At 60.0% G+C, this 13,179-nt stretch carries 12 protein-coding genes and 2 tRNA genes; 6 read left to right on the forward strand and 8 right to left on the reverse strand.

Annotated elements, in window-relative coordinates; translation table 11 throughout:
* Positions 1-40: 40 nt before the first annotated feature.
* Genes puuE through D5067_RS14725 form a run of 3 tightly spaced genes read right to left on the reverse strand, consistent with a single transcriptional unit; the run spans position 41 to position 2,448 of the window.
* Entirely contained in the window at positions 41-973 is a 933-nt protein-coding gene (gene puuE / locus D5067_RS14715) for an allantoinase PuuE (RefSeq protein WP_119934784.1), read from the reverse strand.
* Between the two features lie 15 nt (positions 974-988).
* Positions 989-1,732: an allantoin racemase gene (hpxA, locus tag D5067_RS14720; RefSeq protein WP_119934785.1), complete on the reverse strand. Its 744-nt coding sequence runs from the start codon at positions 1,730-1,732 to the stop codon at positions 989-991.
* Positions 1,732-2,448, reverse strand: a complete 717-nt coding sequence (locus D5067_RS14725; RefSeq protein WP_119934786.1) for a GntR family transcriptional regulator — start codon at positions 2,446-2,448, stop codon at positions 1,732-1,734. Before D5067_RS14725 ends, hpxA begins: the two co-directional genes overlap by 1 nt.
* Positions 2,449-2,591: 143 nt before the next feature.
* Here D5067_RS14725 and D5067_RS14730 point away from each other — a divergent pair, with 143 nt between their 5' ends.
* Positions 2,592-4,088 (forward strand): NCS1 family nucleobase:cation symporter-1, encoded by a 1,497-nt coding sequence (locus tag D5067_RS14730; RefSeq protein ID WP_119934787.1) that lies wholly within the window; start codon positions 2,592-2,594, stop codon positions 4,086-4,088.
* Between the two features lie 103 nt (positions 4,089-4,191).
* Positions 4,192-5,508 carry a guanine deaminase gene (gene guaD, locus D5067_RS14735; RefSeq protein WP_119934788.1) on the forward strand — a complete coding sequence of 439 codons (1,317 nt, stop codon included), beginning with the start codon at positions 4,192-4,194 and terminating at the stop codon, positions 5,506-5,508.
* Here the strand turns inward: guaD and uraH are convergent.
* Together uraH and uraD are read right to left on the reverse strand one after the other, a co-directional pair.
* The gene (gene uraH, locus D5067_RS14740; protein ID WP_119934789.1) at positions 5,488-5,811 is read right to left on the reverse strand and encodes a hydroxyisourate hydrolase; all 324 of its coding nucleotides are present in this window, start codon (positions 5,809-5,811) and stop codon (positions 5,488-5,490) included. The genes guaD and uraH overlap by 21 nt on opposite strands.
* The gene (uraD, locus tag D5067_RS14745) at positions 5,808-6,308 is read right to left on the reverse strand and encodes a 2-oxo-4-hydroxy-4-carboxy-5-ureidoimidazoline decarboxylase (protein WP_119934790.1); all 501 of its coding nucleotides are present in this window, start codon (positions 6,306-6,308) and stop codon (positions 5,808-5,810) included. Before uraD ends, uraH begins: the two co-directional genes overlap by 4 nt.
* A 239-nt stretch (positions 6,309-6,547) precedes the next feature.
* Between uraD and hpxO the strand changes: the two genes are divergently transcribed.
* The 3 genes from hpxO to D5067_RS14760 are packed head-to-tail and all read left to right on the forward strand — an operon-like array spanning position 6,548 to position 9,701.
* Entirely contained in the window at positions 6,548-7,702 is a 1,155-nt protein-coding gene (gene hpxO, locus D5067_RS14750; protein ID WP_119934791.1) for an FAD-dependent urate hydroxylase HpxO, read from the forward strand.
* 17 nt (positions 7,703-7,719) lie between these two features.
* Entirely contained in the window at positions 7,720-8,754 is a 1,035-nt protein-coding gene (gene hpxD, locus D5067_RS14755) for a molybdenum cofactor-independent xanthine hydroxylase subunit HpxD (protein WP_119934792.1), read from the forward strand.
* Between the two features lie 11 nt (positions 8,755-8,765).
* Positions 8,766-9,701, forward strand: a complete 936-nt coding sequence (locus D5067_RS14760) for a PDR/VanB family oxidoreductase (RefSeq protein WP_119934793.1) — start codon at positions 8,766-8,768, stop codon at positions 9,699-9,701.
* A 44-nt stretch (positions 9,702-9,745) separates the two neighbouring features.
* Here the strand turns inward: D5067_RS14760 and D5067_RS14765 are convergent.
* Positions 9,746-9,833, reverse strand: a tRNA-Ser gene (locus tag D5067_RS14765).
* Between the two features lie 297 nt (positions 9,834-10,130).
* Between D5067_RS14765 and D5067_RS14770 the strand changes: the two genes are divergently transcribed.
* Positions 10,131-10,967, forward strand: coding sequence for an alpha/beta fold hydrolase (locus D5067_RS14770; RefSeq protein ID WP_119934794.1), 837 nt, complete (start codon positions 10,131-10,133; stop codon positions 10,965-10,967).
* 149 nt (positions 10,968-11,116) lie between these two features.
* On the opposite strand, the gene D5067_RS14775 is transcribed toward D5067_RS14770, so the two are convergent.
* Both D5067_RS14775 and D5067_RS14780 read right to left on the reverse strand, forming a co-directional pair.
* Positions 11,117-11,204 (reverse strand) — tRNA-Ser (locus D5067_RS14775).
* A gap of 144 nt (positions 11,205-11,348) precedes the next feature.
* Positions 11,349-12,977: an ABC transporter substrate-binding protein gene (locus D5067_RS14780; RefSeq protein ID WP_119934795.1), complete on the reverse strand. Its 1,629-nt coding sequence runs from the start codon at positions 12,975-12,977 to the stop codon at positions 11,349-11,351.
* Positions 12,978-13,179: the final 202 nt, after the last annotated feature.

Consider the following 13,179-nt stretch of genomic DNA (forward strand, 5'->3'; position numbering starts at 1 on the left):
CGGGTAAGGCGCAGCCGCCACCCGGCAAAACGTCGCACTCTTACTTCTGAAACGGATGTACCTCCCGCCAGTGGTCGGCAATCTGCTGGCGGGTACAGACCCACACCCGCTCATGTTGCTGAATATAATCCAGGAACCGCTGCAGCGCGCGAAAACGCCCAGGCCGCCCCAGCAGGCGGCAGTGCATGCCGATGGACATCATCTTCGGCGCGCGTTCCCCCTCTTCGTACAGCACGTCAAAACTGTCCTTCAGATAGGTGTAAAACTGCTCGGCGGTGTTAAACCCCTGCGCGGTCGCGAAGCGCATGTCGTTCGCATCCAGCGTATAGGGCACAACCAGGTGCGGCTTTTGGGTGCCGTCGCCGCAGGCCACTTCCGTCCAGAAGGGCAGATCGTCGCCGTAGTAGTCGCTGTCGTAGTCGAAGCCGCCGTGCTCCACCACCAGCTGGCGGGTATTAGGACTGTCGCGCCCGGTGTACCAGCCCGTAGGGGGCTTGCCGAACAGGTCGGTCAGCACGTGCACCGCCTTGTGCAGGTGTTCGCGCTCCTGTTGGATATCCATGTGCTGATAGTGGATCCAGCGCCAGCCGTGGCTGACCACGTCGTAATCCGCGCCCTTGATTGCCTCGACGATCTCCGGATGCCGCGCCAGCGCCATCGCCACGCCAAAGACCGTCAGCGGCAGGCCGCGCTTTTGAAATTCATTGTGGATCCGCCAGAACCCGGCGCGGCTGCCGTATTCGTAGAGGGAGTCCATCGACATGTGTTTATCCGGGTAGCTGGCCGCGCCGATGATGTCCGACAGGAACTGCTCGGAGCCGGCATCGCCGTGCAGAACGTGGTTTTCCGCCCCTTCCTCATAGTTGAGCACAAACTGCACGGCGATACGCGCCTGATTTGGCCACCGCGCGTGCGGCGGGTTGCCCGCGTAGCCGCGCAGATCCCGCGGGTAATTCTGTTCAAAAAGCCCCATTGCCACCCCCAAAAATTAAAATGGATTCAGTGCCTGAAACTGTCCGCTTAACGCTTTTTTCTCCGGGAAGGCCAGATCCCCGTGCTTGCTGGTCGACAGCCCCAGCGCCACCAGCGATTCCACCATCTTCACCGCCGCGCTGACGCCGTCGATGACCGGCACGCGCAGCTCGCGGGTCAGCTCCTGCGCCAGCGTCGCCATGCCGCCGCAGCCGAGCACAATGGCGCCGCAGCCGTCCTCTTTCAGCGCCTGTATACAGCGCGCGCGCACCTTCTCCTGCGCCAGGCCGCTGCCGTCTTCCAGCGCCAGCACCGGCAGATCGATAGCGTGCAGCGCCGCGCAGCGATCGTGAAAGCCATACTGGTGCAGCAGATGACGGGCAATAATCAGCGTGCGCGGCAGCGTGGTAACCACCGAAAAGCGCGTCGCCACCAGCGTGGCCATATGCATGGCGGCTTCCGCAATGCCCACCACCGGCCCCTGCGCCAGCTCGCGCGCCGCCAGCAGACCCGGATCGCCAAAGCAGGCGATGACGTGACCGTCCACGCCCTGCTCTCTGCCGAGTTTGACCTGTTCGAGAACCCCCACGGCGGCGATGGCCTCGTCAAAGTGGCCCTCGATAGACGGCACGCCCGCGCTCGGGCAGACCGCGAGGATCTCCGTCCCCGGCGCCGCCACCGCGCGGGCCGCCGCGCCGATGGTTTCCGTCATCGCGAGGCTGGTGTTGGGGTTGATTACTTGTATTCGGACAGAGGACATTACGACTCCTTGTGGCCGGCAAACAGCCGGGCAAAATCAGGCAGGCACTCGCCCGCCCGCTCGAAGCAGAGGCTGGCGACGATATGTTCAAAATGATGCATGAGGGCATCGCTTAGCGGCTGGATCGCCTTCTGGCGCAGCAGATCCACAAGCTGTTCGTGATCGTTGCAGCGGCAGCCCTGACGCCACGGCGCGCCCCAGGTGGCAATCACCAGCGAGGAGCGCTGGCTCAGGCCGGTCACCATCTCCGTCAGCACCTGGTTGCCGGAGATAGCCTGCAGCTGAATGTGAAAATTGGCGGAGTGGCGAATGGCCGCCGGGCCGTCATACGCCTCGTGCGCCTGCTGCTCCTGGCGAATAATGGCCTCCAGCGCGGCAAGATGCGGCGGCTGGCAGTGCGCCAGCACGTCCGGCAGGTTGGCAACCTCCAGCAGCGCGCGGGTGCGGAAGATGTGCTGCGCCTCTTCCACCGTCGGGCTGGCGACGTGTGCACCACGCTTGGGCGTTAAGGTGACCATTTGCACAGCGGCGAGTCGCTGCAGCACCTTACGGATGCCCGTGCGGCTCACGCCAAACACCTCTGCCAGCGCCTCTTCCGGCAGTTTGCTCCCCGGCAGCAGCTGATGTTCAACAATTGCGGTCATCAGCGCCTGAAAGATCGATTCATCTTTGTCATGCAGGTCTGGCGCGGTCTGCAGGGCGTTTATGTTGTTCATTCACCACTCCGTTTTTACTTTTCGTTATCGAATCGTATACATAAAAATAAAATATTGCATACAAGATTTATTATTTTGGCCTGGATCCTGCAACACCGTCTGTACTCCCACTCAACGGGTTTTCATTAACAGGAGCAGGATTCATGCCAAACAGTCATAACGCGCACCAGGGTACGGCCGCTGATTCCGGAGCGGTTTATAGCCCACGTCTTTGCAATGAGGATCTGGCGCCGACGCGTGACCAGAACTGGAGCTGGTACAACATCTTTTCGTTCTGGATGTCGGACGTCCACAGCATGGGAGGCTACGTTGTCGCCGCGAGCTTCTTCACGCTCGGGCTGGCAAGCTGGCAGGTATTACTTTGCCTGCTGGTGGGGATTTGCATCGTGCAGCTGTGCGCCAACCTGGTGGCAAAGCCGAGCCAGATGGCGGGCGTGCCCTACGCGGTAATCTGCCGTCAGGCGTTTGGCGTCTTCGGCGCCAATATTCCGGCAATGATCCGCGGGCTGATCGCCTTTGCGTGGTACGGCATTCAGACCTGGCTGGCCGCCAACGCCCTGATGCTGGTGGCGCTGAAGTTTTGGCCTTCTCTCGCAGGCCTTACCACCGGCGCGTTTCTGGGCCTGTCGCCGCTGGGCTGGATCTGCTTTGCCATCATGTGGGTACTTCAGGCCATGGTTTTCTGGCACGGCATGAGCGCCATCAAGCGGTTTATTGATATCGCCGGTCCGGCGGTATACGTGGTCATGCTGTCCCTCGCAGGCTGGATTGTATACAAGACCGGTTTTGACGGCATTTCCTTTACCCTTGCCAGCAAATCCCTGAGCGCGGGCGAGCAGACCTGGCAGATGATCACCGCGACCGCGCTGGTGGTCTCCTACTTCTCGGGCCCGCTGCTCAACTTTGGCGACTTCTCCCGCTACGGCAAAAGCATGGGCGAGATCCGCCGCGGCAACCGCTGGGGGCTGCCGTTCAACTTCCTGCTGTTCTCCATCGTCACCGTGGTGATTGTCTCCGGCACCCAGTCGCTGTTTGGCCGCATGATCACTGACCCGATTGAGACCGTCAGCCGCGTGGGCAACGATCTGGCCGTGGCGATTGGCCTGCTGACGATGATCACCGCCACCATCGGGATCAACATCGTGGCGAACTTCGTCTCCCCGGCGTTTGATTTCTCTAACTGCTCGCCGCAGAAGATCAGCTTCCGCACCGGGGGGATGATTGCCGCCGTCGGCTCGATCCTGCTCACCCCGTGGAACCTGTTCAACTCGCCGGAGCTTATCCACTACACCCTGGACGTGCTCGGGGCGTTTATCGGCCCGCTGTTCGGCATTCTGATTGCCGACTTCTACCTGATTAAGCGCGGCAAGGTGTCGGTCGACGATCTGTTCGACGACACGCCAAAAGGCAAATACTGGTACCGCAACGGCTTTAATCCCAAAGCCATTGGCGCGCTGATCCCGTCCGTGGCCGTGGGCCTGGTGATTAGCTTTATCCCGGCCCTGCACGAGGTGGCGAACTTCAGCTGGTTCATCGGCGTCTTCCTCGGCGGCGTGACCTACCGCTGGCTGGCGCGGGAAGAGCGCGAGACGGCGGGCGCAGCGTCGTTCAGCCCACGCGTGGCAGCGCAAAAAGAGTAACCCCCTCCTTCCGGCCGCAGCGTATCTGCGGCCCGTTCATTCTGGCACCGTTCTTGCTGCGCCTTATCACACCCGCTATGTAAACACTAAGGCAGGAACCATGATGGATTACCAGACAGCGATCCGCGGTGCATTTTTTGATATTGCCCAGGTCTGCGACAGCGCTGACGCGATTGCCCAACACGCGCGCTACCTTGAGGACGGGCTGCTGTTTATACAGAGCGGGAAAATTCTGGCGCACATGGCGTGGCAGGAGGGCGAGCGGTATCTTGACCCTCATAAAGGCTACACCGACCTGCGCGGCAGGCTGCTGCTGCCCGGTTTTGTCGACGCCCACGTCCATTATCCGCAAACGGAGATGATCGGCGCCTTTGGCGAGCAGCTGCTGGAGTGGCTGACCACCTATACCTTCCCGGTGGAGAGCCAGTTTGCCGATGAAGCCTACGCGAAAGAGATCGCCGAATTTTTCATTCAGCAGCTGGTGAGCAACGGTACCACCACCGCGCTGGTGTTTTGCACGCTGCATCCGGAATCGGTCGAGGCGCTGTTTACCGAGGCCCTGCGCCTCAACATGCGCCTTATCGCCGGTAAGGTAATGATGGACAGACACGCGCCGGACTACCTGAGCGAAGACGCAAGGCAGAGCTACCGGCAGACGCGGGCGCTGATCCAGCGCTGGCATCACCGGGGACGCCTGGGCTATGCCATTACCCCGCGCTTTGCCCCGACGTCATCTCCCGAGCTGCTCGCCGCGGTCAGCCTGCTCAGAGAGGAGTTCCCGGATACCTGGCTGCAGACCCACCTGAGCGAAAACCCCAACGAAGTGGCCTGGGTGAGCGACCTCTGGCCGGAGCACGAGCGCTATCTGGACGTGTATCACCACTACGGCCTGACCGGCGAGCGCAGCGTGTTTGCCCACACGATTCATCTTCACCACAGCGAGTGGCAGTGCCTGCATGACACCGGTTCGGCGGTGGCGTTTTGCCCCACCTCTAACCTGTTCCTCGGCAGCGGGCTGTTTCGCCTGCCCGCCTGCTGGCAGCACAAGGTGCGGATGGGCATCGGCACCGACGTTGGCGCGGGCACCACCTTCAGCATGCTGCGCACCCTGGGGGAAGCCTACAAGGTCGGCCAGCTCCAGAGCTACCGCCTGCGCGCCAGCGAGGCCTTTTACCACGCCACGCTGGGCGGCGCGCACGCCCTCAGGCTGGACGATAAGATTGGCAGCTTCGCGCCCGGCAAAGAGGCGGATTTCGTGGTTATCGACCCTGACGTAACGCCGCTGCAGCGCCTGCGCAACCGCCGCTGCAAGGATATCTACGAGCAGCTTTTTGTGCTGATGACTCTGGGCGACGAGCGCAACATCAGCGAGACCTGGGTCAACGGCGAGCGGGTATGGTCAACTGCCCCGGTAGGTTGACCATCCGCCGGGCGCAATCACAAACGGCAGGTGGAAATGCTCGCCTCCCGTTTCTCCCGTCACAAAATCAATTTGCGCGCAGGGGTAGAGCGTGTCGCGTCCGGTTTCGCTAAACCACGCGCCGATCTCCGCCACCAGCCGATAGCGGCCTTTTGGCAGAAAAGGGACAAATTCGGTGATGCGACCATTTACGTTGGTCACGCCCGTCGCCATGATTTCGCCCTCCCGTTCGAGATGAACCCTCACGCCCGCTGCGGGTTTGCCCGTCGAGATATCCAGAATATGGGTGCTGAGTGTGCTCATTCGCTAATGACTCCTTCCAGCCGTAGCAGCGTAATTTCCCGCAGCTGTTCCAGCGCGGCACGGATTTCCTGCACGTCGCTGTTCTCCAGCCGCGCGTGCAGCACCTGTAAAATGTCCTCGCCGCTGCGGCCCTTCGCGCGGATCAGAAAGACGCGTCCGAAGCGGGCCTCGTAGCGGGCATTGCCCTCGCGCAGCGCCTGCGCAAGGTCTGCATTGCCTTCATCTACCGCGCACTGCTCCTGACGCGACAGCGCCGCCTCCGCCTGCGGGCCCGCGGGCTTTTCCCCGATGCGCGGATGGGCGCTCAATGCTTGCGCTAATGCCGCGTCGTCCCAGGCTAGCGTCAACGCATTTGCCGTGCTGAACAATTCGTCCCGGCTGGCGTACGGCCGCCCGCGAGCCAGCGCCTCGGCCCAGCCGGGGATCGCCACGCAGGGGTGAATCAGCGCTAGCGCCTTTTCGTGGGGAAGATGATTGAACTCGTGCAGTGCGCTCATAGCGTCTCCTTTATTATCTTCATCCGGGTTCTTGCACAAACCACGCCACTCTGAGCGCAGGCGTGAAACAGTCGATTCCATATAGCTCAACTGGAAATTTTTGATTCAAAAAAAGGCACGCTCACCGCGCTTGCGCACCTTAGCAGTGCAAAGTCACCCCTCACAACGCCGTTTTCGCCACTCTGCAGCCTGGTACGCAAATTGCTGAATGCCTTTACACCCTGCAAAAGGAGAGAAGCATGAGAGCAATCGTCATTGGCGCGGGTATTGGCGGCCTGAGCGCCGCCGTCGCGCTGAAGAAAGCGGGTATCGACTGTACCGTATTTGAAGCCGTAAAGGAGATCAGGCCCGTCGGGGCGGCCATCTCCATCTGGCCTAACGGCGTAAAGTGCATGCAGCACCTCGGCATGGGCGACATCATCGAGACCTACGGTGGGCCGATGCGTTTTATGGCCTACAAGGATTGCCGGCGCGGCGAAACCCTGACCCGCTTTAGCCTTGCCCCGCTGGTTGAACGTACCGGAGGGCGTCCCTGCCCCGTCTCGCGCGCTGAACTCCAGCGCGAAATGCTGGACTTCTGGGGTCGCGACAGGGTGCAGTTCGGCAAGCGCGTCGAACGCGTAAGTGAAGACGACGCGGGCGTGAGCGTGACCTTCACCGACGGCACCACGGCAGCCGGCGATTTTCTGATTGCCGCCGACGGTAGCCACTCTGCGGTTCGCCCGTACGTGCTGGGCTATACGCCGGAGCGCCGCTACGCCGGGTACGTGAACTGGAACGGGCTGGTGAAGATTGACGAAGAGATTGCCCCGGCGCACCAGTGGACCACCTTCGTTGGCGAAGGCAAACGCGTGTCGCTGATGCCCGTCTCCGGCGGCCGTTTCTATTTCTTTTTTGACGTGCCGCTGCCCGCGGGCCTGGCGGAGGATCGCACTACCCTGCGCGCCGATCTCACGGGCTACTTCCGCGGCTGGGCGCCGCCGGTGCAGAAGCTTATCGCAGCGCTGGATCCTGAGACCACCAACCGCATTGAGATCCACGACATCGAGCCGTTCGACAGCCTGGTGCGCGGCAGCGTCGCGCTGCTCGGTGATGCTGCGCACAGCACCACGCCGGATATCGGCCAGGGCGGCTGTGCGGCGATGGAAGACGCCGTGGTGCTGGGAGAGTGCCTGCGTGAAAACCACAGCATTACGCTGGCGCTGCGGCAGTACGAAGCGCTGCGCTGCGACCGGGTGCGCGACCTGGTGCTGAAGGCGCGTAAACGCTGCGACGTCACCCACGGGAAAGACATGGCGTTGACGCAGGCCTGGTATCAGGAGCTCAAAGAGGAGACCGGCGAGCGCATCATCAACGGTCTGTGCGAGACCATTCAGGGCGGCCCGTTAGGCTGAACGCAAGAGGGACAACGATGAAAAGAGAACCGACTCCACCCGCCCACTGCACGTTTGAGCCAGAGGACTGGCTGCGCCTGGCGAAATGCTGGCATCCGGTCGCGCGGGCCTGCGACATCGGCCCGGCGCCGGTCAAAGCGACCCTGCTGGATGAACAGCTGGTGATTTACCGGATCCACGACCAGGTCGTGGTTGCCCGTGACGTCTGCCCGCACCGCGGCGTGCCGCTGACGCTCGGCTTTCACGACGAGCACGGCATTATCTGCCCCTATCATGGCTTACGCTTTGGGGAGGACGGGCGCTGCAACCGTATTCCGTCCAGCCCCGACCAGCCCGTTCCGGCGAAGCTGAACCTGATTAACTATGCCGTGGAGGAGCGCTTCGGCCTGATCTGGACCTGCCTGGCCTTTGACCCGGACAATCCTGCGCCGCTGCCCACCATGCCGCACTGGGATGACGCAGGCTTTCAGCAGATCAACTGCCCGGCGTTTGAGGTGAATGGCTTCGCCGGGCGACAGGTGGAGGGGTTTCTGGACGTGGCGCACTTTGCGTGGATCCATACCGATACCTTTGCCGATCCCAATAATCAGCTTGTGCCCGCCTATCAGCCGCAGGAGACGCCGTTCGGCTTCGTGGCGGATTACTGGAGCTCCGTGAGCAACTATCCCGCCGGTTCACCCGTGCAGGTGCCAGAAGGGTTCCAGTGGCTGCGCCATTTTGAAATGCATCTGCCGTTTACCGCCACTCTGACGATTCATTTTCCGGGAGAGTCGAGACTGGTGATCATGAACGCCGCGTCGCCCGTGTCATCGCGCGTGACCCGCATGTTCGCCCCTATTGCGCGCAACCTTGACCTGCATATTCCGGTGGAAGACGTGCATGCCTTTAACCTGCGCATCTTCGAAGAAGATCGCCTGATGGTGGAAACCCAGCGCCCGGAAAGCCTGCCGCTGGACCTGACGCTGGAAGCCCATATTCCCGCTGACAAAAGCTCAATTGCCTACCGTCGGGGACTGAAAAAAATGGGCTTTGGCGAATTTTTCCTCGTATGACGGAGGCCGATATGCTGAGCGTAATTGTTGACGGGCTGTGGCGCGAGGGCGACAAAAGCCTCGCCGTCAGGCTGGTGGCTGAAGACGGCGAAGCGCTGCCGCCGTGGCAGCCCGGCGCGCACATTGATGTCCACCTGCCCTGCGGCGTGGTGCGCCAGTATTCCCTGACCGGGTTATGTCAGGATGAGAGCTATCTTATCTGCGTGGGTCGGGAAACGGCCTCGCGCGGCGGTTCGCGCTACGTTCACGAGACGCTGCGCCCCGGACAGACGCTGGCCATCTCTGCCCCGCGCAATCTGTTTCCGCTTGGTCAGGCTGAGCGGGTTTTGCTCCTGGCGGCGGGCATTGGCATTACGCCGCTGTATGCGATGGCCCTGCAGCTGAAGGCGGCTGGAACGCCGTTTACGCTGCACTATTACGTCAGAAACCGCGAAAGCGCGGCATTTGCGCGCGAACTCTCGCAGTGCGGTGAGTGCATCATTCATACCGCCAGCCCGCGCACAGCGCTCGCAGAACATATCCCCGTGCCTGAGGCGGGTTTGCGCGCCTGGGTGTGCGGACCAGCAGGGTTTATGGAAAAAGTGCGTGAGGTGGCCACGGCCAGGGGATGGGATGACGCCCATCTTCACAGCGAGGCGTTTCAGCCCGCGCCCCCTGCCACAGGCGGCATCGCGGGCGAGATCTTTACGGTCAAACTGGCCTCCACCGGCGAGCGCTGGCCGGTGCCTGCGGATAAGTCCATCGCCCAGGTGCTGCAGGAAAACGGCGTGGACGTACCGCTGTCCTGCGAGATGGGAATTTGCGGCGCGTGCCTGACGCCGGTGATTGACGGCGTGGCCGATCACCGGGATAGCGTGCAGTCGGAGGAAGAGAAATGCGCGGCTAAGCAGCAGGTAGCGCTGTGCTGTTCGCGGAGCCATACGGGGGAGCTGGTGATTGCGTTGTAAAACGAAAAAACCCTGCGATATTGCTATCGCAGGGTTTTCGAATTTGGCGGAAGCGTAGAGATTCGAACTCTAGAACCCTTTCGGGTCGCCGGTTTTCAAGACCGGTGCCTTCAACCGCTCGGCCACGCTTCCAGAGTGAGGCGCACTATAAACACCTATTAGCGCCTTGTAAAGCAGGAATTTTTCGATTTCTACGCGTCTGCGCAAAACTCATTCAGCCAGGGTGTAAAACGCAAGGCCTGTTCCTCCGCAGCCAGCGTGCGTATGGCAGCCTTTAACGATAATGAAACCTTCTACTTCTGTTATTTCTCCTACACTTTAAAGGTTCTACCGGTACGGTGAACGTGAAAAAGCCGGATTATTCAGGGCGATGAGGGTTCGAGCCTTTCAGCCTGCGATCATTTTGCCTGTAACTGAGGAGTTTGCGGTATGGCATTCGTAAAAACGAAAGACGGCGTCAACATTTTCTACAAAGACTGGGGTCCGAAAGAGGCGCAACCCATTGTTTTCCACCACGGCTGGCCTTTGAGTGCCGATGACTGGGATAACCAGATGCTCTTCTTCCTCGCAGAAGGCTATCGCGTTATCGCTATCGACCGTCGCGGTCATGGGCGTTCGGACCAGGTGAGTGAAGGCCACGATATGGATCATTATGCCTCCGATGCGTCGGCCGTAGTTGAAAGCCTGGACCTGCGCAACGCCGTGCACGTCGGCCACTCCACCGGCGGCGGCCAGGTCGCCCGCTATGTTGCGCAGTACGGACAGCCGCAGGGGCGCGTCGCCAAAGCGGTGCTCGTCAGCGCCGTGCCGCCGCTGATGGTAAAAACGGACGCTAACCCCGGCGGGACGCCCATCGAAGTCTTCGACGGCTTCCGCAAGGCGCTGGCGGCTAACCGCGCCCAGTTTTACCTCGACGTCGCCAGCGGTCCGTTTTACGGCTTTAATCGGGATGGGGCCGACGTTTCACAGGGCACCATTCAGAACTGGTGGCGCCAGGGAATGATCGGAAGCGCAAAGGGGCACTATGAGGGTATTAAGGCGTTTTCAGAGACCGACCAGACCGATGATTTAAAAGCCATCACGGTTCCCGTACTGGTGCTGCAGGGCGACGACGATCAGGTCGTGCCGTATAAAAATGCGTCCCTTTTGCAGGACAAGCTGCTGGCGAACAGCGTACTGAAAATTTATCCGGGCTTCCCGCACGGGATGCATACCACCCATGCGGATACCATCAACGCGGACATTCTGGCCTTTATTCGCTCTTAAATGTCACCTTTCTTCCGGTGACGCAGCGTTTACCCCGTCTACGTAGGCCCGTGCAAGCGTAGCGCCGCCGGGCGACATTCACACTGTAAGTCGGATGGGTCAATCCAAAAGAAAAACCCCAGGTTAACGAGTAACCTGGGGTTTATATTTGGCGGAAGCGTAGAGATTCGAACTCTAGAACCCTTTCGGGTCGCCGGTTTTCAAGACCGGTGCCTTCAACCGCTCGGCCACGCTTCCTAAGTGAGGCGAACTATAAACACCTCACTGCGTGCTGTAAAGTCTGATTGCATTCGTTCGCTTTAAAAATAGCCAAAATGCGTTTAGTCGGTTGAATAGACAACATATTGGCCATTTTCTCAGCATAAAATAGAGCGTTCAGCCTCAGTGCTTTTTGATGTACATATCTTTGGTGTAGTAGTAGCCGAGCTTATCAGGCGTGAATCCCCCCACCCACGGCTTCACCAGGTGCGTGCGAACATAGTGATAAACCGGAATGGCGGGCACATCGCGCCCGAGCAGATCTTCCGCCTGCTGGTAGAACTTACCGCGCTCTTCCGGAGTTTTCGCTTTGGCAGCCTCCACCAGCGCCTTGTCGTAGTCCGGGTTGCTGTACTGGCTGGTGTTTTCGCTGTCGCCGGTGCGGAAGTTATTCAGGAAGGTTGCCGCGTCGTCGTAATCGGCGATCCAGGCGTAGCGCACCGCGTCAAAGTTGTGGGTATGCATGGTATCCAGCATCGTTTTCCACTCCTGATTTTGCAGCTTCGCCTCCACGCCGAGGTTTTTCTTCCACATGGAGCTGGCGGCGATGGCGATACGCTGGTGTGATTCGGAGGTGTTATAGAGCAGGTTGAAGCTGAGCGGATGGTCGGCGTTAAATCCGGCCTCGGCCAGCAGCTTTTTCGCCTCGGCAATGCGTTTGTCCATCGGCCAGCTGGCGTAGTCCGGGTTCTGTAGCTTCACGCCGCCGATGTCCGGCTGGCTTATCAGCCACGCCGGACGCTGCCCCTGCCCTAAGACTTTCTCAGCGATGATGTCCTTATCCAGCGCCATGTTCAGCGCCTTGCGCACGCGGACGTCGTTAAACGGCGGTCGGGTGGTGTTGAACTCATAGTAGTAAGTCGCAAGCTGCGGGGAGACATCCAGCTCGCTGCCGAGAGTTTTCTTGAGCTGGGCAAACTGGTTGATCGGCACCGTGTAAACAATGTCGATTTCGCCCGCCTTATAGCGATTCACGTCCGACGCTTCGGACGTAACGGGCAGATAGGTGACCTTGTTGATAACGGTATGTTCGTTATCCCAGTAGCGCGGGTTGCGCTCCGCCACAATGCGCTCGTTAACTACCCACTGCGACAGCTTATACGCGCCGCTGCTGACAAAATGCTCCGGCTTGGTCCACTTATCACCAAAACGACCGATCAGGACTTTATCTACCGGCACCAGCGACGGGTGCGCCAGCATCGCCAGGAAGGCCGCGTTCGGCTGCGTGAGCGTGACTTCCAGCGTGGTGTCGTTGACGGCTTTAACGCCGAGCGTATCGGGGGCTTTTTTGCCCTGGGCAATATCCGCGCCATTCACAATATGCATATTGCCGGGATAGCTGGCGTACGGAGACGCCGTTTTAGGGTCGACCAGACGCTGCCAGCTCCAGACGATATCCTCGGCGGTAATCGCGGTGCCGTCGCTCCAGGCGATCCCCGGACGCAGATGGAACGTCCAGACGGTGTTGTCTTTGTTCTCCCATTTCTCCGCCAGGCGTGGCTGAATGTCGCCCTGCGGAGAGACGCTCACCAGCCCCTCGAATAAATCGCTGATAATATTGAATTCGACATCGCTTTCAACTTTATGCGGATCGAGCGATGACGGTTCGCTGCCGTTATTCCTGACCAGCTCCTGTTTATCTGCCAGCGTTGTTCCTGCCGGCACGTTAGCCGCCCAGCCTGCCGTGCTGGCGCACAGAATGGCTGCGGTTAACAAAGAGAGTGTAAAGTTAGTGCGTGTTTGTGGTTTCATTTCCTTCGCCTTATTGTCTGTTTTATGACGATCCGGAAATAACTCTTAGCGCTCGAAGTGAAATAAGGCAATATTTTTCAGTAACCTATAAGAGGTTGATCTGAATAAAATTCTCAAACCGCTGTTCATACTGAAGGAAGTCAGTTTTGCAGAAGAAACAACCAGCATCGGCGCTAACGTGCTGAGTAAAGATGGGTAAAAC

The sequence above is a fragment of the Enterobacter huaxiensis genome (assembly GCF_003594935.2).
In the GTDB taxonomy this organism is placed as follows: domain Bacteria; phylum Pseudomonadota; class Gammaproteobacteria; order Enterobacterales; family Enterobacteriaceae; genus Enterobacter; species Enterobacter huaxiensis.